General features: G+C 73.4%; 24 protein-coding genes. 10 read left to right on the top strand and 14 right to left on the bottom strand.

What is annotated here, in order from left to right:
* Positions 1-22 precede the first annotated feature (22 nt).
* The 3 genes from ASF47_RS08730 to clpS are packed head-to-tail and all read right to left on the bottom strand — an operon-like array spanning position 23 to position 2,116.
* Positions 23-1,282 (bottom strand): hypothetical protein, encoded by a 1,260-nt coding sequence (locus ASF47_RS08730; RefSeq protein ID WP_056863658.1) that lies wholly within the window; start codon positions 1,280-1,282, stop codon positions 23-25.
* Positions 1,283-1,289: 7 nt separating this feature from the next.
* Positions 1,290-1,874 carry a DUF2017 domain-containing protein gene (locus ASF47_RS08725; protein WP_056863657.1) on the bottom strand — a complete coding sequence of 195 codons (585 nt, stop codon included), beginning with the start codon at positions 1,872-1,874 and terminating at the stop codon, positions 1,290-1,292.
* On the bottom strand, positions 1,871-2,116 hold the full coding sequence (clpS, locus tag ASF47_RS08720; RefSeq protein WP_056864535.1) for an ATP-dependent Clp protease adapter ClpS: 246 nt from the start codon (positions 2,114-2,116) through the stop codon (positions 1,871-1,873). Before clpS ends, ASF47_RS08725 begins: the two co-directional genes overlap by 4 nt.
* Positions 2,117-2,201: 85 nt before the next feature.
* Between clpS and ASF47_RS08715 the strand changes: the two genes are divergently transcribed.
* From ASF47_RS08715 to ASF47_RS08705, 3 genes are read left to right on the top strand one after another with little or no spacing between them, the layout of a single operon-like run.
* Complete coding sequence (locus ASF47_RS08715) at positions 2,202-3,506, top strand: nicotinate phosphoribosyltransferase (protein WP_267477166.1); 1,305 nt, start codon at positions 2,202-2,204, stop codon at positions 3,504-3,506.
* A gap of 9 nt (positions 3,507-3,515) precedes the next feature.
* Entirely contained in the window at positions 3,516-4,070 is a 555-nt protein-coding gene (locus tag ASF47_RS08710; protein ID WP_056863656.1) for an isochorismatase family protein, read from the top strand.
* Positions 4,063-4,851, top strand: a complete 789-nt coding sequence (locus ASF47_RS08705) for an enoyl-CoA hydratase-related protein (RefSeq protein WP_235558692.1) — start codon at positions 4,063-4,065, stop codon at positions 4,849-4,851. The genes ASF47_RS08710 and ASF47_RS08705 overlap by 8 nt, the downstream gene beginning before the upstream one ends.
* A gap of 39 nt (positions 4,852-4,890) precedes the next feature.
* Here ASF47_RS08705 and ASF47_RS08700 read toward each other — a convergent pair whose 3' ends face one another.
* Positions 4,891-6,750: a bifunctional metallophosphatase/5'-nucleotidase gene (locus ASF47_RS08700; RefSeq protein WP_056863654.1), complete on the bottom strand. Its 1,860-nt coding sequence runs from the start codon at positions 6,748-6,750 to the stop codon at positions 4,891-4,893.
* A 129-nt stretch (positions 6,751-6,879) separates the two neighbouring features.
* On the bottom strand, positions 6,880-7,413 hold the full coding sequence (locus ASF47_RS08695) for a DUF1697 domain-containing protein (RefSeq protein ID WP_442937561.1): 534 nt from the start codon (positions 7,411-7,413) through the stop codon (positions 6,880-6,882).
* 72 nt (positions 7,414-7,485) lie between these two features.
* Here ASF47_RS08695 and ASF47_RS08690 point away from each other — a divergent pair, with 72 nt between their 5' ends.
* From ASF47_RS08690 to ASF47_RS08670, 5 genes are all read left to right on the top strand, one after another.
* A complete protein-coding gene (locus ASF47_RS08690; protein ID WP_056863652.1) occupies positions 7,486-8,289 on the top strand; it encodes a basic amino acid ABC transporter substrate-binding protein in 804 nt (267 codons plus the stop codon).
* A 41-nt stretch (positions 8,290-8,330) separates the two neighbouring features.
* Positions 8,331-9,125: an amino acid ABC transporter permease gene (locus ASF47_RS08685; RefSeq protein WP_056863651.1), complete on the top strand. Its 795-nt coding sequence runs from the start codon at positions 8,331-8,333 to the stop codon at positions 9,123-9,125.
* Entirely contained in the window at positions 9,125-9,877 is a 753-nt protein-coding gene (locus ASF47_RS08680; protein WP_056863650.1) for an amino acid ABC transporter ATP-binding protein, read from the top strand. The genes ASF47_RS08685 and ASF47_RS08680 overlap by 1 nt, the downstream gene beginning before the upstream one ends.
* Before the next feature lie 134 nt (positions 9,878-10,011).
* Positions 10,012-10,485: a MarR family winged helix-turn-helix transcriptional regulator gene (locus ASF47_RS08675; RefSeq protein WP_056864533.1), complete on the top strand. Its 474-nt coding sequence runs from the start codon at positions 10,012-10,014 to the stop codon at positions 10,483-10,485.
* 38 nt (positions 10,486-10,523) lie between these two features.
* Entirely contained in the window at positions 10,524-11,732 is a 1,209-nt protein-coding gene (locus ASF47_RS08670) for an MFS transporter (protein ID WP_082500172.1), read from the top strand.
* Positions 11,733-11,838: 106 nt separating this feature from the next.
* Here the strand turns inward: ASF47_RS08670 and ASF47_RS08665 are convergent, their stop codons facing one another.
* Together ASF47_RS08665 and hppD are read right to left on the bottom strand one after the other, a co-directional pair.
* Positions 11,839-12,507: a hypothetical protein gene (locus ASF47_RS08665; RefSeq protein WP_056863648.1), complete on the bottom strand. Its 669-nt coding sequence runs from the start codon at positions 12,505-12,507 to the stop codon at positions 11,839-11,841.
* A 129-nt stretch (positions 12,508-12,636) separates the two neighbouring features.
* On the bottom strand, positions 12,637-13,866 hold the full coding sequence (gene hppD / locus ASF47_RS08660) for a 4-hydroxyphenylpyruvate dioxygenase (protein ID WP_056863647.1): 1,230 nt from the start codon (positions 13,864-13,866) through the stop codon (positions 12,637-12,639).
* 82 nt (positions 13,867-13,948) lie between these two features.
* Between hppD and ASF47_RS08655 the strand changes: the two genes are divergently transcribed.
* Positions 13,949-14,437: an Lrp/AsnC family transcriptional regulator gene (locus tag ASF47_RS08655; RefSeq protein WP_228941074.1), complete on the top strand. Its 489-nt coding sequence runs from the start codon at positions 13,949-13,951 to the stop codon at positions 14,435-14,437.
* On the opposite strand, the gene ASF47_RS08650 is transcribed toward ASF47_RS08655, so the two are convergent.
* From ASF47_RS08650 to ASF47_RS08630, 5 genes are all read right to left on the bottom strand, one after another.
* Positions 14,434-15,096 carry an IclR family transcriptional regulator gene (locus tag ASF47_RS08650; RefSeq protein ID WP_056863645.1) on the bottom strand — a complete coding sequence of 221 codons (663 nt, stop codon included), beginning with the start codon at positions 15,094-15,096 and terminating at the stop codon, positions 14,434-14,436. The genes ASF47_RS08655 and ASF47_RS08650 overlap by 4 nt on opposite strands.
* A gap of 37 nt (positions 15,097-15,133) precedes the next feature.
* The gene (locus ASF47_RS08645) at positions 15,134-16,831 is read right to left on the bottom strand and encodes a DEAD/DEAH box helicase (RefSeq protein ID WP_235558752.1); all 1,698 of its coding nucleotides are present in this window, start codon (positions 16,829-16,831) and stop codon (positions 15,134-15,136) included.
* A gap of 110 nt (positions 16,832-16,941) precedes the next feature.
* Positions 16,942-17,211, bottom strand: a complete 270-nt coding sequence (locus ASF47_RS08640) for a DUF3039 domain-containing protein (RefSeq protein WP_056863643.1) — start codon at positions 17,209-17,211, stop codon at positions 16,942-16,944.
* Positions 17,212-17,236: 25 nt separating this feature from the next.
* Positions 17,237-17,791, bottom strand: a complete 555-nt coding sequence (locus ASF47_RS08635; RefSeq protein ID WP_056863642.1) for a YqgE/AlgH family protein — start codon at positions 17,789-17,791, stop codon at positions 17,237-17,239.
* A gap of 33 nt (positions 17,792-17,824) precedes the next feature.
* On the bottom strand, positions 17,825-18,361 hold the full coding sequence (locus ASF47_RS08630; RefSeq protein WP_056863641.1) for a hypothetical protein: 537 nt from the start codon (positions 18,359-18,361) through the stop codon (positions 17,825-17,827).
* Positions 18,362-18,527: 166 nt separating this feature from the next.
* Between ASF47_RS08630 and ASF47_RS08625 the strand changes: the two genes are divergently transcribed.
* Positions 18,528-19,232 (top strand): TetR/AcrR family transcriptional regulator, encoded by a 705-nt coding sequence (locus tag ASF47_RS08625; protein WP_056863640.1) that lies wholly within the window; start codon positions 18,528-18,530, stop codon positions 19,230-19,232.
* Between the two features lie 30 nt (positions 19,233-19,262).
* On the opposite strand, the gene ASF47_RS08620 is transcribed toward ASF47_RS08625, so the two are convergent.
* Both ASF47_RS08620 and ASF47_RS08615 read right to left on the bottom strand, forming a co-directional pair.
* Positions 19,263-20,312 carry a DUF3048 domain-containing protein gene (locus tag ASF47_RS08620; RefSeq protein WP_056863639.1) on the bottom strand — a complete coding sequence of 350 codons (1,050 nt, stop codon included), beginning with the start codon at positions 20,310-20,312 and terminating at the stop codon, positions 19,263-19,265.
* A gap of 164 nt (positions 20,313-20,476) precedes the next feature.
* Positions 20,477-21,238, bottom strand: a complete 762-nt coding sequence (locus tag ASF47_RS08615; RefSeq protein WP_056863638.1) for an SDR family NAD(P)-dependent oxidoreductase — start codon at positions 21,236-21,238, stop codon at positions 20,477-20,479.
* Positions 21,239-21,253 lie beyond the last annotated feature (15 nt).

Here is a 21,253-nt window from a genome sequence, read left to right as displayed (position 1 = left end):
GCGCCCAGCCTAGGGCCCCGGGTCAGGGCCCGGCCTCCAGGCCCAGCACCTCGTACGCCGGGGCACCGTCGACGGTGCCGGTCACCAGCACCAGCCCGTCGGCCAGGACCCGGTCGAGGCGGCCCGGCACCTGCTCGCCGGCGATGCGTCCGGCCCGGTCGAGCAGCCAGACGCCGTCGGCGCCCTGCACGGCCACGTGGCCGCGGGTGGTGCCCAGCACCCGCGGCGAGGCGTCGGTCAGCACCGTCGCGGGCAGGGGCGCGGTCACCGGCCGGTCCTCGCCGGAGGCCAGCGTGGCCAGCTCGACCGCCCCGCTCTCGTGGTCGGCCTCCACCCAGGCCAGCAGCGCGTCGCCGCCGACCCCGGAGCCCGCGGCGACGCCGGTCTGGAGCTGCTCCACGCGCTCGGTCGCGGCGTCGACGAGCACGGCGCCGGCCCGGCCGGGCACGGTGAGGGCGTAGACGTCGTCGGTGCCGCCGGCGAAGTAGCCCGGCTGCGGGGAGCGCCAGGTCTCCTCACCCGTCGCGTCGTCGAGCAGCACGACCGTCTGGGCGCCGGACGCGGTCGAGGGCACCGAGGCCACGACCACGCCGCCGGTGGCCGCGGCGCCGGCCACGCCGTCGACCCGCCAGCGCACCTCGCCGGTGCCCAGGTCGAGGCCGAGGGTGCGCACGTCGTCGGGGCGGCCGGTCGGGTCGTCGACGCGCCCGGGCGGCGCCACCCGCACCACGACGACGTCCGACCCGACGCCGGCGGTGCGCGCCGCCAGCCCGGCCGGCGGCGACCAGCGCCACCGGTAGGACCCGTCGCCCTGCGACAGCGCCACGAGACCGCGTCGGCGCCCCTCGGCGTACGGCACGATCACGGGGAGGCCGGCGTCGCGGCCCAGGCGGGCGTCGGAGAGGTCGAGGTCGAGGGTGACGCGCTCGGCCCCGTCACCCACCACCAGCGGCTGCGCGCCGGTGCGCTCCCAGCGGGTCTCCCCGGTGGCCCGGTCCACGACCTGCAGCGCGGGGCCCGACCCGTCGGCGGCGTCGCCGCGCACCAGGATCGAGCGCTCCCCCACCCCGGCCGGCACGGCCGCCCCCAGGCTGGAGTCGAGGGTGGTCCACTGCGGCTCGCTGACGACCACGGTGGGCGCGGCGACGGCCTCGGCGACGGCGGGCGACGTGGGCTGCGCGGTCGACGCGACCTCCTCGCCCCCGGAGCACCCGGTGGCCAGCACGGCCAGCACGATCAGCCCGGCGGCGACGCCCGACCCGGGCCGCGTGCGGGACCTCACCGTCGGGTCACCGCGACAGCGCCCCGACGAGGGTCTCCTGCAGGTAGCCGACCCAGTCGTAGATGTCGTGGGCCTGCGAGCGCGGGTCGTCGTCGGGCAGCGAGGCCCAGTAGTCCTCGTCGTCGTCCTCGATCCCCAGCCGGGTGGCCAGGGCCAGGCGCAGGTCGGTGAAGGAGCGCATCCAGGTCTCGGCGGTCGGCTCGTCGAGCTCGACGTCGATCATCAGGCCGTCCTCGCTGAGCTCGGGCGGCAGCCCGGCCTCCTCGAGACCGTCGATGATGGCGACCGCGGCGGCCGCCTTGCCGTCGCGCAGGCCGCCTTCGGTGAACCGGCGGAACTCCGCGGCCGCCTCGGGGTCCTCGCGGTAGGCGGTGGGGAAGAGCCGCGCCAGCACCGGGTCCTCGGGCTCGGTCTCCGGGCCGGAGAAGTCCATCATCGCCTCGAAGGGGTCCTGGTCCTCGCGGGGCACCGCGGCCTCGTTGCGCAGCAGCTCCACGAGCTGGGAGGCCAGGGAGCGCAGCAGGTCGGCCTCGAAGCCGGTGAAGGTGGCGATGACGCGGCGGCTGCGGCGGTGGCGGGCGAAGCCGCTCATTCCAGCTTCTCCATCGTGGCCCACAGGCCGTACTCGTGCATGGCCTGCACGTCGCGCTCCATCTCCTCGCGGCTGCCCGAGGAGACCGCCGACTTGCCGTCCTCGTGCACCTCCATCATCAGCTTCTCGGCCTTCTTCCTCGAGTAGCCGAAGTGCTTCTGGAACACGTAGGAGACGTAGGACATGAGGTTGACCGGGTCGTTCCACACGATCGTCACCCACGGGGTCGCGGGGAGGACCATCTCGTCGGGGGTGAGGGTCGGCTCGACCTCGATAGGGCTGGGCGCGGACACGTCTCCATGCTCGCACACGCCTACGCTGGCCCCCGTGACCCGCTCCTCGACGGCGCTGATGACCGACCACTACGAGCTGACCATGCTCCAGGCGGCCCTCGCCTCGGGCACGGCGCACCGGCGGGCGGTCTTCGAGCTCTTCCCACGACGCCTCCCCGAGGGCCGGCGCTACGGCGTCGTCGCCGGCGTCGGGCGGGCCCTCGACGCGCTCGAGGACTTCCGCTTCGACGACGACGTGCTGGGCGCCCTCGACGGCGTCGTCGACGAGCCGACGCGGGCCTGGCTGGCCGGCTACCGCTTCACCGGCGACGCCTGGGGCTACGCCGAGGGCGAGGTCTACCTCCCCCACTCCCCCCTGATGGTGGTGGAGGCCTCCTTCGCCGAGGCGGTGCTGCTCGAGACGCTGCTGCTGTCGATCTACAACCACGACTCCGCGATCGCCTCCGCCGCCTCGCGGATGACGCTGGCCGCCCGGGGCCGGCCCTGCATCGAGATGGGCTCGCGCCGCACCCACGAGGAGGCAGCGGTCGCCGCGGCCCGAGCCGCCCACGTCGCCGGCTTCGCCGCCACCTCCAACCTCGCCGCCCGCCAGCGCTACGGCGTGCCCTCCACCGGCACCAGCGCCCACAGCTTCACGCTGCTGCACGACTCCGAGCGCGACGCCTTCCGCGCCCAGGTCGACTCCCTCGGCGTCGGCACCACCCTGCTCGTCGACACCTACGACGTGGCCGAGGCCGTGCGCCTCGGGGTCGAGGTCGCCGGCCCGGGGCTCGGCGCGGTGCGCCTCGACTCCGGCGACCTGGGCGTGCTGGCCCACCGGGTGCGCGCACAGCTCGACGACCTCGGCGCCCACGACACCCGCATCGTGGTGACCTCCGACCTCGACGAGTACGCCATCGCCTCGCTGGCCTCCGCCCCCGTCGACGGCTACGGCGTCGGCACGCAGCTGGTCACCGGCAGCGGTCACCCCACCTGCGGCTTCGTCTACAAGCTGGTGGCGCGCGAGGGCGCGTCGGGCGAGCTGGAGCCGGTGGCCAAGCGCTCCCCCGACAAGGCCTCGGTGGGCGGTCGCAAGTGGGCGCTGCGTCGTCGTACGCCGGGCGGCGTGGCCGAGGCCGAGGTCGTCGGCATCGGCGCGCCGCCCACCGACGACGGCGACGACCGCGCGCTGCTCGTGCCGCTGGTGCGCGACGGCGAGGTGGTGGGCCGCGAGCCGCTCGAGGCCGCCCGCCAGCGGCACGAGCGCTCGCGGGCCGAGCTGCCGGAGGCCGCGCAGTCGATGACCCGCGGCGAGGCCGTGATCCCGACCCTGGTCCAGGACACCGCCGCCAGCGCCTAGGCTCGCACCATGACGCGTGCACTGATCGTCGTCGACGTCCAGAACGACTTCTGCGAGGGCGGCTCGCTGGCCGTGGCCGGCGGCGCGCGGGTCGCGGCCGACGTGACCGCGCTGCTGCGCGGCGACCACGGCTACGACCACGTCGTGGCCACGCAGGACCACCACGTCGACCCCGGCGCCCACTGGTCCAGCGACCCCGACTACGTCGACTCCTGGCCGGTGCACTGCGAGGTCGGCACGGCCGGTGTCGAGCTCCACCCCGACCTCGACCCGGCCCCGCTCGAGGAGCTCTTCCGCAAGGGCGAGCACGTCGCGGCCTACTCCGGCTTCGAGGGCCGCTCCGCGACCGGCGCCTCGCTGGCCGACTGGCTGCGCGAGCGCGGGGTGGACCACGTCGACCTGTGCGGGATCGCCACCGACCACTGCGTGCGCGCCACCGCCCTCGACGCGGTGGCCGAGGGCTTCGCCACCCGCGTGCTCACCGACCTGGTCGTCGGGGTCGCCCCCGCCACCACCGAGGCCGCGCTCGCGGCCCTGCGCGAGGCCGGTGTCGAGGTTGCCTGAGCAGACCTCCGAGCAGGACCTGCTCGTCGACCTCGCCGACGGGGTGCTGCGGCTGACCATGAACCGGCCCCGCGTCTACAACGCCCTCTCCCCCGCCCTGGTCGAGGCGCTCACCGCCGAGATCGAGGGGGCCACGGCCCGCGACGACGTGCGCGTCGTGGTCGTCACGGGCGCGGGGGCGGCGTTCTCCACCGGCGCCGAGCTCGCCGGCGAGGACCCGATCGCGGGCTTCGACATCACCTCCATGGATCGCGCCAACCGTCTCGTGCGCGCCGTCGTCGGCCTCGACAAGCCGGTGCTCGCCGCGGTCAACGGCGTGGCCGCCGGCGTCGGCTGCTCCCTCGCCCTGGCCGCCGACCTGGTCGTCGCCTCCTCGCAGGCCTCCTTCCTGCTGGCCTTCGCCCGCATCGGCTTCATGCCCGACGGCGGCACCTCGGCCTCCGTCGCCGCCTCCGTCGGACGGGCCCGGGCCATGCGGATGGCCCTGCTCGCCGACCCCCTCAGCGCCCAGGAGGCCTCCGACGCCGGGCTGGTCAGCCACCTCGCCCCGGCTGAGGAGTTCCCCGCCCTCGTCGACACCCTCGCCGCGCGCCTGGCCGCCGGCCCGCCGCTGGCGATGGCCGCGACCAAGAAGGCGGTCAACGCCGCCACCCTCACCGAGCTCGACGCCGCCCTCGAGCGCGAGCGCCTGGGCCAGTCGACCCTGATGCGCACCGCCGACGCCGCCGAGGGCATGCGCGCCTTCACCGAGAAGCGTCGCCCCGCCTTCCGCGGCGAGTGACGCGGGAGGCGGGGCGCGCGAGCTGCGGGGTGACCCGGCTCAGTCGGTGATGGTCACCGGCTGGTCGCCGGAGACCAAGCGCCAGTCGACGGAGGCGAAGAGGGCGGGGTCGATCGTCTCGTTGGCGATCACCCAGTCGATGAGCAGCTGGCGGATCTCCTGCTGGCCGTTGACGACGACGGGCGCGGTGGAGACGGCGGGGAAGCCGCCGCCCCCGGACTGGCGGTAGTTGTTGACCGCGAGCACGAACTCCTGGGCGTCGGCGACGGGGACCCCGCCGTAGGCGAGGTCGCGGATGCGCGAGCCCGGCGCCGCGGCGACGTCGATGTCGTAGGTCAGCGGCTCGTCGAGACCGAACACGGAGTCGACGTTGTAGTCGGGGGTGCCGCCCGGCGCCGTCGCGGTGACGGCGTTGGTCAGTTCGGCGATGCTCGCGGTGGTGTCGCCGGGTGTCAGCTGCTTGAAGTAGCGGGCGGAGAACTCGAGGTACTCGCGCAGCTGGGCCCCGGTGATCCGCACCCCGAGCAGCGTGTTGTCGAAGACGTAGAGCCCGGCGACGTCGCGCACGGTGATCTCGCCGGCCGGGAAGACCGCCGAGCGGCTGAAGGGCGCGGCGATCGAGAGCACCGGCAGCGCCGCGTCGGCGCCGGTGAGCCCCCGCTTGACCGCGTCGGCCTGGACGTACTGGACGAAGTCGATGATCGGCACGTCCTCGACGACGCCGCGCGCCGCGGGCAGCCGCTCCACCGAGGTGCCGATGACGGAGTTGACGTAGTCGCGCACGGTCTGGTGGGCCTCGGCCACGGCCGCCACGACTTCCGCGTCGGCGTCGACGGTGTTGGAATTCAGTGTCTGCGAGCGGGCGCCGAGCAGCTTCCACCGCTTGGCGCGACCGTCGCGGTCACGCACCAGCCGCAGCTCGAGGTCCATCACCGCGACCCGCATGCCCCAGTAGAGCGGCTCGCACAGCAGCACCTGCTGGCCGGTGCGCTCGTTCTCGACGTAGCGCTGGGCGATCTCCTTGTGGGCGTGGCCGACGAGGATCGCGTCGATGCCGGGCACCTGCTGGGCCAGCAGCGAGGAGGCGTTCTCCGGGTAGGGCAGCGCGTCGCCGTAGGAGGAGGACGTGTCGGCGCCGGAGTGGGCCGAGACGATCACGACGTCGCAGCCCTTGCGCCGCATCTCGGGCACGAACTTCCTGGCCTGCTCGACCAGGCCGGGGAACTCCATGCGCCCCTCCACGTTGGCCTTGTCCCAGATCGCGACGCCGGGGTTGGTGAGGCCGAGGATGCCGACACGGAGGCGGCGACCGGTGCCGGTGGCGACGGTCTTGATGACGTAGGGCGCGAAGACCGGGCGCTGGGTGGCCGGGTCGACGACGTTGGCCCCCAGCAGCGGGAAGTCGAGCTGGCTCTCGAAGGTGCGCAGCGTGTCGATGCCGTAGTTGAACTCGTGGTTGCCCAGGGCGGCGGCGTCGTAGCCGACGAGGTTCATCGCCGCGGCCATCGGGTGGACCACGTCGCTCGAGATCTTCTCGATGCGCGCGAAGTAGTAGGCCAGCGGCGTGCCCTGCAGGGTGTCGCCGGCGTCGAGGGTGATCACGGGACCCTGGCCGCGCCGCTTCTCGCGCACCGCCTCGATGAGGGTGCGGGCCTTGGCCAGCCCGATGTCGTCGCCCGCGGCGTTGGTGAACTCCGCGTCCTTGAAGTAGTCCCAGTTGAGGACGTTGCCGTGCAGGTCGGTCGTGCCGAGCACGGTGAGACGGACGTGGTCGTCGCCGCGCGGCTTGGCGGCGAGGCCGGGGGCGGCGTCGGCCGGGGTGGCGACGTAGCCGGCGGCGGCGAGGGCGGCGGCACCGGTCAGGACGGTGCGGCGCGAGGCGGGCAGGGCGTGCGACATCGAGGGGGTCCTCCCGAGACGTGGGCGCGCGGCGGGATGACCGCGCGGGACGGTTCTACCCGAGCGCACCGACACCGGTCGAGCCCTGCGACCGAGTCGTCACCCGACCGACACCCGGCCGTCCCCGCCTCAGCCGCACCACCGCTCGCGCACCGTGCGCAGCACGCGCACGTTGCGGTTGGTGGCGACGCCGAGGTGGCGCTCGACGACGTCGTTGCCCAGCCGTGCGGTGTGCACGTCCACCGGCAGCAGCAGGTGCACCGCCCGGCCCGTCACGTGGGCGGACTCCCCCGAGCGCCCCGACGCCTCCACGCGGCGCACGGCCTCGGGGTCGGGATCGGCCTTGAGCAGCGACACCGTGTGGACCCCCGCGTGCCCGGCGCCGATCCGGTCGGCGTCGGCGACCACGGCGCGCAGCTCCTCGACCGAGAGGACGACCGTGGGCACCTCGAAGCCCCGGTCGGCCAGGAAGGCCTCCTCGAGCGCCGTCTCGACCTCGTGGCGCGAGGCGACCTCGAGGCTCAGCCGCACGTTGCCGGTGCCGAGGTGGCTGACCACGTCGCGCCCGCCGGCGGCGGCCACGGCGGCGAGCACGTCGTCCTTCGGGAACCTGCGCCGGGCGCCGAGGTTGATGGCGCGCAGGAAGGCGATCCAGGTGGTCACGGGTCCCATCCTGGCCCTCTCGCCGTGGTCCCGTTGCCTCCCTGTGACCTTGGATCGTTAACGTGTCGGCCCATGACCCCGCGATCCAGCAAGCGCGTCCTGTCCACCCTGGCCCTCGCCGGCGCCCTCGGCCTCACCGCCACGGCCTGCGCGACCGAGACCACCACCACCGAGAGCGGCGCCAACGTCGTCTCCGAGGGCGAGCTGACGGTCTGCACGTCGCTGCCCTACGAGCCCTTCGAGTTCAAGCAGGGCGGCGAGGTCGTCGGCTTCGACATGGACATGATGACGAAGGTCGCCGAGGCCAACGACCTGGAGATGAGCGTCGAGGTCACCGGCTTCGAGGGCATCCAGTCGGGCCAGGCCCTCAACTCCGGCACGTGCGACGTCGCCGCCGCCGGCATGACGATCACCCCGGAGCGCGAGGAGGCCATCGACTTCTCCGACCCCTACTTCGACGCCACCCAGGCCCTCCTCACCACCGACGAGTCGATCGACTCCCTCGAGGCCCTCGACGGCATGACCCTGGCGGTCATGAGCGGCACGACCGGCGAGCTCTACGCCGAGGACAACGCCCCCGAGGGCGTCGAGATCAAGTCCTTCGAGGACCTCGGCCTGCAGACCACGGCGCTCAAGACCGGCCAGGTCGACGCCGTGATCCAGGACAACGGCCCGCTGCTCGACTACGCCAAGAACAACGAGGGCTCCTTCGTCACCGCCGAGTTCGACACCGGCGAGGCCTATGGCTTCGCGGTCCAGAAGGGCGGCAACGACGAGCTGCTGGAGACCATCAACACCGTCATCGCCGACTCCCGCGAGGACGGCTCCTACGACGAGATCTACGAGAAGTGGTTCGGTCAGGCTCCGCAGAGCTGATGTGGCCCGCACCCGCACCACCGACCCCAGGAGCCTGACCGATGGCGATGTCCCCCCGTAAGCGAGCGCAGGTCAGCCGGATTGTGCAGTACGCCATCCTCGTCGTGGCGCTCGTCGCCCTGGCGCTGGTGGCCGACTGGGGCGAGCTCCAGGACTCCTTCTTCCGCACCGAGCTGGTCAGGCAGCAGTTCCCCGACGTCCTCACGATCGCGCTGAAGAACACGATCCTCTACACCATCGGCGCGTTCGTCTTCGGTCTCGCACTGGGCCTGGTGCTGGCGCTCATGCGGCTGTCGTCGGTCGCGCCCTACCGGTGGATCGCCACCATCGTGGTGGAGTTCTTCCGCGGGGTGCCGGCCCTGATCGTCTTCATCGCGTTCTACTACGGCCTGCCGCTGGCCTTCCCCGGGCGCACGGTGCCCGGCGGCACCTTCGGCACGGTGACCGTCGCGCTGGGCCTGGTGGGCGCGGCCTACATGGCCGAGACCATCCGCGCCGGCATCCAGGCGGTGCCCAAGGGACAGATGGAGGCCGCGCGGTCGCTGGGCATGTCGCACTCGCGCGCCATGGTCACGATCATCGTGCCGCAGGCCTTCCGCATCATCCTGCCGCCGCTGACCAACGAGCTGATCCTGCTCACCAAGGACTCCTCGCTGGTCTACGTGCTCGGGCTCAGCGTGTCGGGCTACGAGCTCACCAAGTTCGGTCGGGAGGGCCTCAACGACGAGTCCAACCTGACGCCGCTCTTCCTGGCGGCCCTGTGCTACCTGATCATCACCGTCCCGCTGTCCATCGTCGTGCGACGCATGGAAGCCCGATCCGAGAGGGCCCGCTGATGACCGAGCGCACCCGTGAGTCCGGGGCGGCGATCGACGTCCTGCAGCTGCACAAGTACTTCGGCGACAACGAGGTGCTCCAGGGCATCGACTTCCACGTCGGCAACGGCCAGGTCGTCTGCGTCATTGGGCCCTCGGGCTCGGGCAAGTCGACGCTCCTGCGCTGCGTCAACCTGCTGGAGACGCCCACCTCGGGCAGGATCTTCATCGAGGACACCGAGATCACCGACCCCGACGTCGACGTCGACGCGGTGCGCAGCCGCATCGGCATGGTCTTCCAGCAGTTCATCCTCTTCCCGCACATGACCGTGCTGAAGAACCTCACCGTCGCCCAGCAGAAGGTGAAGGGACGCGGCAAGGACGAGGCGGTCGAGTGCGCCCGTCGCAACCTGGCCAAGGTGGGGCTGGCCGAGCGCGAGGACGCCTACCCCGCGCACCTCTCCGGCGGTCAGCAGCAGCGCATCGCCATCGCGCGAGCACTCTCGATGGACCCCGACATGATGCTCTTCGACGAGCCGACCTCCGCGCTCGACCCCGAGCTGGTCGGCGACGTCCTGGGCGTCATGAAGGACCTCGCCTCCGAGGGCATGACCATGATGGTCGTGACCCACGAGATGGGCTTCGCCCGCGAGGTCGGCGACAAGCTGGTCTTCATGGACGGCGGCGTGATCGTCGAGGAGGGCGACCCCGTCGCCGTGCTCGGCGACCCCCAGCACGAGCGCACGCAGTCGTTCCTCTCCAAGGTGCTCTGAGCCCGGCAGCCACCGCACCGCACCACGTACGCCGGACGGCGCCGGTCCCCCGCGGGGGGTCGGCGCCGTTCGGCGTACGTGAGCCGGCACACGTCTGATGAATTGCATAGCCTTCCTATGCAACAGTGGAGGACGTGGACGACGAGACCGCTGCACCAGCCCCCGGCACCGGGACACGCGAGCGGGAGAACGACGAGCTGCGCGCGCTGAGCAACGACCTCGTCGTCCACGCCGCCCGCCTGGTGCGCGCCGTGCGCCGCCAGCACCCCTTCCCCGCGGGGATCCGGGTGCTCTCGCTGCTCGACGAGCACGGCGCCACGGGCGTCAGCGCCCTCGCCGCCCTCGACCGCTGCTCGCAGCCCACGATGTCCAACGCCGTGAGCCAGCTCGTCGAGCGCGGCTGGGTCGGCAAGCAGCCCTCCCCCGACGACGGCCGGTCCACCCTGGTGGCCCTGTCCGAGGCGGGGCGCCAGGAGCTGCGCCGCACCCGCGACCTCAACGCCTCCGTCGTGGCCGAGCGCGTCGCCGCCGGCCCGCACACCACCGAGGACCTCGCCACGGCCGTCGCCGTCCTGCGCGACCTCCTCGACACCGAGAAGGGAATCTGAACGTGACCACCTCGCACGCACCAGCGCAGGGGACCTCCATGCTGCGTCAGCCCCGGGCCGTCTGGGCCGTGGCCTTCGCCTGCGTCATCGCCTTCATGGGCATCGGCCTGGTCGACCCGATCCTCAAGGACATCGCCGCCCAGCTGCAGGCGACGCCGAGCCAGGTCTCGCTGATGTTCACCAGCTACATGGCGATCATGGGCGTGGCGATGCTGGTCACCGGCGTGGTCAGCAGCCGCATCGGCCCCAAGCGCACGCTGCTCGCGGGCCTCGCCCTCATCATCGTCTTCGCCGGCCTCGCCGGAGCCTCCGACACCGTGGGCCAGATCGTCGGCTTCCGCGCGGGCTGGGGCCTGGGCAACGCCCTCTTCGTGGCCACCGCGCTCTCCACGATCGTCTCGGCCGCGGCCGGCTCGACCGCGCAGGCGATCATCCTCTTCGAGGCCGCCCTGGGCATCGGGATCGCCTCCGGCCCGCTCGTGGGCGGGCTGCTCGGCGAGCAGTCGTGGCGCGCGCCGTTCTTCGGCGTCTCGGTGCTCATGCTCCTCGCCCTGGTCGCGACGGCCGTGCTGCTGCCGGCCACGCCCCCGACCGGACGCCGCACCTCGCTGGCCGACCCCTTCCGCGCGCTGCGCCACCGCCCCCTGCTGCTGCTCGGCGTCACCGCGATCTTCTACAACATCGGCTTCTTCACCATCCTGGCCGCGGGCCCCTTCGCCCTGCCGGAGGCCGGCATCCTCGAGATCGGCTGGATCTTCTTCGCCTGGGGCCTGCTGCTGGCCTTCACCTCGGTCTTCGTGGCCCCGCTCGTGCAGCGTGCGATCGGCACCGTGCCCGCGATCATCGCCATGCTGGCGCTCTTCGCGCTCGACCTGGCCATGATGGCCGTCTTCACCACCCACGTGCCGGTGGTCGTCGCGGGCATCGTCGCCTCGGGCGCCTTCATCGGCATCAACAACACCCTCATCACCGAGGCGGTCATGGGCGCGGCCCCGGTGGAGCGGCCCGTCGCGTCGGCGGCGTACTCGTTCCTGCGCTTCTGCGGCGGCGCCGTGGGCCCGTTCGTGGCGCTCAAGCTCGGCGAGAGCGTCGACGAGCACGCGCCCTTCGTCTTCGGCGCCGCCGCGGTGCTGGTCGGTGTGGTCGTGCTGGCGGCCGGGCGCCACGTGGCCGCGGGGCGCACGCCGCACGCCGAGGTGGGCAGCCGCGCGGAGGCCGAGGCCGTCCTGGTGGGCGACGTCGACTGACCCGGGGTCCTGACCCCACGACGTCTGGACGAAGCAGCGCCCGGAGCCCGAGGGCTCCGGGCGCCTGCTCCCCCACGGAAGGCCGTCCAGCGGGTCCGGCGGTGGCTCAGCCCTGGGGCAGGGCCACCGTGATCGTGGCGACGCCGACCAGGAAGTCGCCGGGGATGGCCTTCTTCCCGCTCAGGCCGTAGGTGGAGTTGAGCAGCTTGGCCGCCACCGGCGAGACGAGCACCTTCGTGCCCTGCAGCGTCGCGGTGGAGTCGGTGGTCTTGAGCGGGTTGAGGGTGCGTCCGTCGAGCTGGAAGAGGAAGGCGCTGCTCACCGCGGTCCGCCCGTTGACCGCGACGTCGCCGTAGACGCGCGAGACGCCCGGGTCGACGTTGAGGTTCGACAGCCGCACCGTGGTGCCACCGGCGCTGAGGGTCAGCCCGGAGCCCTCGTGCTGGACCTGGCCGATCACGTAGGGCGAGACCTCGCCGGGCTCGAAGACCGTCACGTTGCCGCCGGTGATGGGGAAGACCAGCGAGCCCTTGACCAGCTTGGCCGTGCCGACCACGCCGGGCGTCACGCCGAGGGAGGACAGCGCGTCGGTGAAGCCCTTGTCGAGCTTGACCGCGGTCGTCTTGCCCCGCAGCGCGTCGATCGAGGCGACCGCCGCGGGGGCGCTGCCGGCGCCGCCACCGTCGTCGTCGCCGCAGGCGGCCAGGGGCAGGGTGAGCAGGGCGAGGCCTGCGAGCGCGGCGACGCGGCGGCGCGAGGGGGCGAGGAGCGGCATGGAGCGTCCTAGGGAGGCGCGGAGGGAGGAGCTGACGTCAGGCGGTTCGGTGACCTGGCTCACCCGGATTGGTTCCGCCCGCCGCGGTCTGGTCCACCACGGGCCCCGCGCCGTCGTCGTCGGGCGCGCTCAGAGGTTGCCGCGGCGGTCCTGCTCGCGCTCGATGGCCTCGAAGAGCGCCTTGAAGTTGCCCTTGCCGAAGCCCAGCGACCCGTGGCGCTCGATGAGCTCGAAGAACACCGTGGGGCGGTCGCCGACGGGCTGGGTGAAGATCTGGAGCAGGTAGCCGTCCTCGTCGCGGTCGACGAGGATGCCGCGCGCCTTCAGCTCCTCGATCGGCACCCGCACCTCGCCGATGCGCGCGCGCAGCTCGGGGTCGTCGTAGTAGGAGTCGGGGGTGGCGAGGAACTGCACACCGCGGGCGCGCATGACGTCGACGCTGCGCAGGATGTCGCCGGTGGCCAGCGCGAGGTGCTGGCAGCCGGGGCCGGCGTAGAAGTCCAGGTACTCGTCGATCTGCGAGCGCTTCTTGGCCACGGCCGGCTCGTTGAGCGGGAACTTCACGCGGTGGTTGCCGCTCGCCACGACCTTGCTCATCAGCGCGGAGTAGTCGGTGGCGATGTCGTCGCCGACGAACTCCGCCATGTCGGTGAAGCCCATGACCCGGTGGTAGAAGTCGACCCACTCGTCCATCCGGCCGAGCTCGACGTTGCCCACGCAGTGGTCGACGGCCTGGAAGAGGCGGGCCGGGTCGCCGGCGCGCCGCTCCACCGTGCCCGTGCGGGCCACGTAGCCAGGCAGGTAGGGGCCGTCGTAGCGGCTGCGGTCGACGAGGGTGTGGCGCGTCTCGCCGTACGTCGCGATCGCTGCGGTCCGCACGGTGCCGTGCTCGTCGCTCTCGTCGTGGGGCTCCACCAGCACCGTGGCCCCGCAGGAGCGGGCGTGCGCGACGCAGCGGTCCACGTCGGGCACCTCCAGGGCCAGGTCGACCACGCCGTCGCCGTGGCGGCGGTGGTGGTCGGCCAGCGGGCTGGCGGGGTCGACGGCACCGGTGAGCACGAAGCGCGCGCTGCCCGAGCGCAGCACGAAGGAGACCGCCTCGCGGTGGCCGGTCTCGGGGCCGCGGTAGGCGACCAGCTCCATGCCCATCGCCAGCTGGTACCACCCGGCGGCCATGGTGGCGTTGCCGACCACGAACCCCACGGCGTCGAGGGCGTTGACCGGGAAGGGGTCGCGGCTCGGGTCGTGCTCGACCAGGCCCACCAGCTGCTGGAGCTGCTCGAGGGTGAGGTCGGCACGCAGCTCCTCGGGGGTGAGGGCACGGTGCGCAGCGGTCGTGGTCTCGGGGGTGGCGGTCATGGCCTCAGGATGGTGAGTGGCGGTCAGGATGTGCAACAGTTCTCTGGATCACTGGACAACCTGCACGGTCGGGGAGGCGCACGTGGACGATCTCGACCGCAGGGTGCTCGAGCTGTTCGCCGAGCAGCCCCGCCTCGGCGTGCTGGAGGCCTCCCGACGCCTCGGGGTGGCCCGCGGCACCGTGCAGGCCAGGCTCGACCGCCTCGCCGCCCGCGGTGTCGTCACCGGGTGGGGCCCCGACCTGTCGCCCGAGGCGCTCGGCTGGCCGGTCACGGCGTTCCTGACCCTGGAGATCCGTCAGGACTTCTCCCCCGACGGCGGCGCCCACGACGTGGTGGGCGAGCACCTCGCCGGCATCCCCCAGGTGCTCGAGGTGCACACCACCACCGGCTCCGGCGACCTGCTCGCGCGGGTCGTGGCCCGCTCCAACGCCGACCTGCAGCACGTCATCGACCGGGCGCTGGCCCACCCCGCGATCCTGCGGTCCTCGACCACGATCGCCCTGGCCACGCCGGTGCCCCACCGGGTGCTGCCCCTCGCCCGCCTGGCGGCGGGCCGGCCCTCGGGCTAGACCTCGTCGGGCGGCGGGGGCGCGGGGGCGAGGGCGGCCGTGACCTCCCGGGCGGCGCGCATGACGTGCTCGGCGACCGTGCGCTCGTCGACGTCGCCCATGCTGACGATGCCGACGCTGCCCTCGAGGCCGTCGACGTCGATGGGGGCGGCCAGGCCCTGGGCGCCGGTCTGGAGCTCACCGAGCGTCACGACGTAGGGCGGGCGCGGCCCCTGGGCCCGGCCGGCGAGGATCGCCTTGCCCGCCGCGCCCTGGAGGAGGGGGTGGCGCGTGCCGACCCGGTAGGAGACGTGGAAGTCGGTCCACGAGGGCTCCACCACCGCGACGGCGAGCGCCTCGTTGCCCTCGGCCACGGTCAGGTGGGCGGTGTGGCCCACGGCCTCGGCCAGGGTGCGCAGCACCGGCCCGGCGACGTCGCGCAGCACGGGGTGGACGGCCGAGGCGATGTGGAGCACGCCGAGCCCGACGTGGAGCCGGCCCCGTGCGTCGCGCCGGACCATCGAGTGCTGCTCCAGGGTGCTGACCAGCCGGTAGACGACCGTGCGGTTGACCTCGAGGGCCGCCGCGAGCTCGGTGACCGTGAGCCCGCCCGCCGAGGCGGCCAGCACGTCGAGGACGCGCAGGCCCCGGTCCAGGGTCTGGGACGTCTCGGCCGACATGGGGCGAGTCTAGGGCGGTCCCCGCCCGGGGTCGGTCTCAGCCCGACTTGCGCGCCGCCCAGTCGCGGATGCGGTCGATGCGGGCCCGCAGCTGCTCGGCGTTGGCGATGGCCGCCGCCGGGCCGCCGCACTCCTTGCGCAGCGCGGCGTGGGTGATCCCGTGGGCCTGGCCGGTGCGGTGGTGCCACGCGGCCACGAGCCCGTTGAGCTCGCGCCGCAGCACCGCCAGCTGCTCGTGGGTGCTGACCTGGGTCACCGAGTCGGCCGGACGCGCCTGCGCCGCGCTCGGGGGCGCCGCCGCCTTCTGCTTGCGCGCCCGGTCGCTCTGGCGCTGCTGGAGCAGCTCGCGCATCTGGGAGGGCTCGAGCAGGCCGGGGATGCCGAGGAAGTCCATCTCCTCCTCCGAGCCGACGTGCACCTCGCCCTCGTGGCCGAACTCGCCGCCGTCGTAGAGCACCCGGTCGAAGCGCGCCTCGGAGCCGAGCGCCTCGAAGGGCAGCTTGTCCTCCTCCGCGGAGGCCGACTCCCCCTGCTGCGCCTCGGCGAGCAGGTCGTTCTCGGCGGCGAAGATGTCGTCCTCGTCGCTGACCGTGCGCCCGAGCACGTGGTCGCGCTCGACCTCCATCTCCGAGGCGAAGCCGAGCAGGCGCGGCACCGACGGCACGAAGACCGACGCCACCTCGCCTCGGGCGCGCGCACGCACGAAGCGGCCCACGGCCTGGGCGAAGAACAGCGGCGTGGAGGTGGTCGTGGCGTAGACCCCGACGGCCAGGCGCGGCACGTCGACGCCCTCGGAGACCATGCGCACCGCGACCATCCACCGCGAGTCGTCCTCGGCGAAGGCGGTGATCTTCTTCGAGGCCGCCTTCTCGTCGGAGAGCACCACGGTGGCCGACTGCCCGGTGATCTGGCGCAGGGTCTTGGCGTAGGAGCGCGCGGAGTCCTGGTCGGTGGCGATGACCAGGCCGCCGGCGTCGGGCACGTGCCGGCGCACCTCGGTCAGCCGGCTGTCGGCGGCGGCCAGCACCGAGGGGATCCAGGAGCCGCTGGGGTCCAGCGCGGTGCGCAGGGCCTGGTTGGTGAGGTCCTTGGTCAGTGGCTCGCCGAGGCGGGCGGCCACCTCGTCGCCGGCGCGGGTGCGCCAGGTCATCTCCCCGGAGTAGGCCAGGAAGAGCACCGGGCGCACGACGTGGTCGGCCAGGGCGTGGGCGTAGCCGTAGGTGTAGTCGGCCACCGACCGCGGGATGCCGTCGCCGCCCGGCGCGTAGGTGACGAACGGGATCGGGTTGACGTCGGAGCGGAAGGGCGTGCCGGTGAGGGCCAGCCTGCGCGCGGCGGGCTCGAAGGCCTCGCGCACGCCCTCGCCCCACGACAACGCGTCACCGGCGTGGTGCACCTCGTCGAGGATCACCAGCGTCTTGAAGCGCTCGGTGCGGATCCGCATGGCCAGCGGGTTGACCGCGACGCCGGCGTAGGTGACCGCGATGCCGACGTAGTCCTCCGACGTGCGGCCCTTGCCGGCCGAGTAGGCCGGGTCGAGCGGGATGCCGGCCCGCGCGGCCGCCTCGGCCCACTGGAGCTTGAGGTGCTCGGTGGGGGCGACCACGGTGATGCGGTCGATCATCCGGCGCCCCAGCAGCTCGGCGGCCACCGACAGCGCGAAGGTCGTCTTGCCCGCGCCGGGCGTCGCCACGGCGAGGAAGTCGCGGGAGGGCCCGTCGAAGTACTTCTCCATCGCCGCCTGCTGCCAGGCGCGCAGCGACGGGGCCGTGCCCCAGGCGGCGCGCTGCGGGAAGGCCGGGCTGAGCGCGGGGACGAGGTGGGGTGCGGGCTCGGAGCCGCCCGTCACGCGTCGTCGCCCGCGTCGTCCTTCATGTTCTCCCAGGCGTCCTTGCACTCGGGGCACACGGGGTACTTCTCCGGCGCGCGGCTCGGCACCCAGACCTTGCCGCACAGGGCGACGACCGGGGTGCCCATGACCATCGCCTCGGTCAGCTTGTCCTTCTCGACGTAGTGGGAGAAGCGCTCGTGGTCACCGTCGTCGGTCGGGACGGTGCGCTGGTCCTCGCGGACCTTCTCGTCGACCGCGGTGCCGGTTCCGAATCCGAAGCTCACCCGCCCAGTGTAGGCGAGGCGGACCTCAGTTGAGCTCGGGGTCGGCGGGCCGGGTGGCGTGCCAGGCCAGCTCCCCCGGCTGGCGCCGCACGACGTCGCGGCGCAGGTCGGTGACGTCGTCGCGGAAGACGTCGTCGGCGGTGCCGGGCACCACCAGCCAGTCGCCCCCGGCGATCTCGCCCTCGAGCTGTCCGGCGCCCCATCCGGCGTACCCCGCGAAGACCCGTACGCCGAGCAGCGCGTCGGCCACCTGCTCCACGGGCGTGCCGAGGTCGACCAGCCCGAGCCGGTCCACGACCGGGCGGAAGCCCGCGGGCGGCTCCCCCGGCCCCAGCAGCGCGAGCGCGATCGCCCCGTCGGCGGAGACCGGACCGCCCTGGAAGAGCACGTCCGGCTCGACGACCAGGCGGTCCCAGCCCTCGAGCACCTGCTCGACGCCCACCGGGGTGGGCCGGTTGAGCACGACGCCGACCGCGCCCTCGGCGTCGGCGTCGAGCAGCAGCACGACGGTGTCGGCGAAGTGGGGGTCGAGCAGGCCCGGCCCCGCCACCAGCAGCATGCCCGCACCGACCTCGCTCATGGAGCCATCATGGCACCGGGGCGGTGGGTGCGATCAGGCCGCGAGGGCGGCGCGCAGGCGCCCGAGCAGGCTGGCGGACCGGTGGGCCACCGGGGGCTCGAGGCTCGCGCCCGGCTGCCAGCCGGCGCGCGCACGCGCCTCGATGCGGGCCCCGGCGCGGGCCGCGGCGGCGGTGGCGTGGGTGCCGGCCTGCCCGGCCATCACGGCCAGCAGGTGGTGCTCCTTGGCCGACGCCTTGCGCAGCGCGGCGGCCATCACGTCGTCGCGGGGCTCGGCGCGGTAGTGGTCGAGCACGGCGCGCACCCCGGGCATCTCGTCGGCCGTGCCGCGCCAGGCGGCGACGACGGCGTCCTCGAGCGCCATCGGCTGGTGCACCAGCTCGCGCTCGATGCGGCCCGACAGGCGGGTGTGCCAGCGCAGCTGGAGGGCGCCGAGCAGGTCGAGCTCGTCGTGGAAGGCGCTCGTGGCGCCCTCGACGTCGAGCGGGAGCAGGCCGTCGACACGGGCGTCGGCGGCGGCGATCACGGCGCGGAGGATCTCCCCGCGGTTGCGGTGGCTGTTCCAGGTCATGGTCACTCCTCGGTCGTTCACGGTTCACGTACCGTGAGTACGTACCGATGGTAGGGCGGCATACCGGCGGTATCCAAGCACCACAGGGGTGACCTGACCCCGATCCGGCGTGATCCCGCCCACCCGGCGCGGCCGGCCCGTGGCGGCGGCCACATAGGGTGGGCCCATGGCGAAGTCCTCGGTCTCCAAGCTGGTCCCCAAGGTGCCCGCGGTGCCGGGCGTCAGCCGTCGCCAGCAGTACTCCGCGTCAACCAAGCGGGCCCTCGTCGACGTGGCCGAGCAGATGTTCACCGAGCACGGCTACGCCTCCACCTCGCTGGACTCGATCGTGGCCGGGGCCGACGTCACCAAGGGCGCCCTCTACCACCACTTCAGCGGCAAGCAGGCCCTCTTCGAGGCCGTCTTCGAGCGGGTGGAGTCCGACGCGGCGCGTGCGATCCAGAAGGTGCTGCGGGGCAAGAAGGACCCCTGGGAGAAGGCGCGTGCCGGGCTGCGCACGTTCCTCGAGGTGGTCCAGGAGCCGGGCTACCGCCGCATCGTCGTGCAGGAGGGCCCGGCCGTGCTGGGCTACGAGCGCTACCGCGAGCAGGAGGAGCGCTCCACCTACGCCAACGTCCTGGAGATCATGCGCTCGGTCCTGGGCGCCGGGCCGTGGGAGCTCGAGGACGAGATGCTGCAGACCTTCTCCCGCATCTTCTTCGGCGCCATGGCCTCGGCCGGGGAGTCCGTGGCCGGCTCCGACGACCCGATCGCGGCCGCCGCCCGGGTCGAGGCCGCGATCGGCTTCATGATCGCCGGCTTCCAGGCCCTCGCCGACGCCGGCGTGATGCTGCCGACCGGCCCGCTGGGGCCGATCGCCACCACCGACTGACCCCGACCGGGCCGGCGGTCCCGGGCCGGGCTACTTGGCGAAGGTGACCGAGCCGCCGTCGGTGGGCACCAGCTCGATCCAGGTGCGTCCGGCCGGCACGCTCAGCGCGCCCGCCCTCGTCGACAGCTCGAGGGGCTGGTCGAGTCCCGGCTTCGCCCAGGTGCCCCGCACCAGCGTGCCGCCGTGGAAGAGCATCGCCTCGCCCTTGCCCTCGAGGGTCGTCTCGGGCACGGGGTTGCCTGCCGGGTCGAGGTAGCCCGCGTCGCCGACCGGCACGCGCAGCACGAGCACGGTGTCGGCGGGGAACTCGTCGCCCTGCGCGGCGAAGGTGTCGGTGTTGGTGTAGCCGCCGTCGGCGTAGGTCCAGCTCGTGGTGTGGCTGCCGGAGAAGCTCGCGGCCAGCGACCGCGCCGGCTGGCCCGCGGGCAGGTCGGACTCCTCGCCCCAGGGCAGGTAGTCGCTGGGCCGCTCCGCGGCGCCGTCGGTCAGCGTCGTGGTCGCCGCGAGGTCGGTGAAGAGGTTGTAGGGCGCGCTGCGCGAGGAGTCGCGGAAGAACCCCTTGGAGCCCTCGGCGAAGAAGGTGATCCCGGCCTGCTTGATCCGCCCGATGGTGACCGCGGCGGCACCGCTGGTCACCACGGCGGCGTCGGCGGGGGCCACGATCCCGATGTCGCTGGCCCGCATCGAGCGCACCGGACCCACCGTGCCGGGGATCTCGGAGTAGAAGAAGGCAGCCAGGCGGGTCATCCCGCCCTCCACCAGCTCCTCGACCACCAGGTCGGCCTCGCCCAGGCCCAGCTGCGGGGCCGCGGAGGAGGTGTTGTCCATCTTCAGCACCATGACGGGGTGGCGCTGGGCCGCCGACTCCCCCTTGCCCACCGGCAGGCCGGTCAGCGGCCAGGTCGCCTCGAGCCGCTCCCCCGCGGCGACGTCCTGGGCCTCGGCGCCGCCCCCGCCGCCCCCGGAGCCGTCGGAGGACTCCTCGCCCCCGCCGCACCCGGCGAGCACCAGGGTGGCGGCGGCGAGCAGGGCGGTGGCGCGCGCGGCGCGGCGGCGGGTCGGGACGGGACGGATGAGCACGTCGGGCTCCGATCGGTGGGAGGTCGGGAGGACGGAAGGAACGGAAAGGCTACTGAGTCGATCGACAAAACCAGCGACCGCCCCCAGTGTGCGACCCGGACGCGCTCCGTGGACGGAGGCGCGCGGGCCGCAGCACCGACGGCGGTCGGCTGAGCGGTGCGGGGTCAGCCGCGGGAGATGGTGGCCCCACCGTCGACGTAGAGGGTCTGGCCGGTGATGTAGGAGGCCTCGTCGCTGGCCAGGAAGGTCACCGCGGCGGCGATGTCCTCGGGGTGGCCGACGCGCTTCACGGGGTTGGCCTCGCCGCTGAGGCGGCGGAACTCCTCGACGTCCATCTTCAGCCGCGCCGCGGTCTGGTCGGTCATGTCGGTGGCGATGAAGCCCGGCGCGACCGCGTTGACGTTGACGCCGAAGGCGCCCAGCTCGAGGGCGAGGGTCTTGGTGAAGCCCTGCAGGCCCATCTTGGCCGCGGAGTAGTTGGCCTGGCCGCGGTTGCCCAGCGCCGAGGTGCTGGAGGTGTTGACGATCTTGCCGTAGCGCTGCTCCACGAAGTGCTTCTGCGCGGCCTGGCTCATCAGGAAGGCACCCTTGAGGTGCACGCCCATGACGAGGTCCCAGTCGAGCTCGGTCATCTTGAACAGCAGGTTGTCGCGGGTCACGCCGGCGTTGTTGACCAGGATGTGCAGGCCGCCGAGCTCCTCGACCACGCGGGCCACGGCCGCCTCGACCGAGGCCTTGTCGCTGACGTCGCAGCCGATGCCGACCGCCTGGGTGCCCAGGGTGGCCGCCGACTCCGCGGCGGCGGACTCGTCGAGGTCCACGATCGCGACCGCGGCCCCCTCCTGAGCGAAGCGCTGGGCGGTGCCGAGCCCGATGCCGCGAGCGGCTCCGGTGATCACGGCCACGCGTCCGTCGAAACGACCCATGCTGCTGTCCTCCTC

The sequence above is a fragment of the Nocardioides sp. Leaf285 genome, from assembly GCF_001422955.1.
GTDB classification, from domain to species: Bacteria; Actinomycetota; Actinomycetes; order Propionibacteriales; family Nocardioidaceae; genus Nocardioides; species Nocardioides kribbensis.
This window is presented reverse-complemented; position numbering and strand designations above follow the sequence as displayed.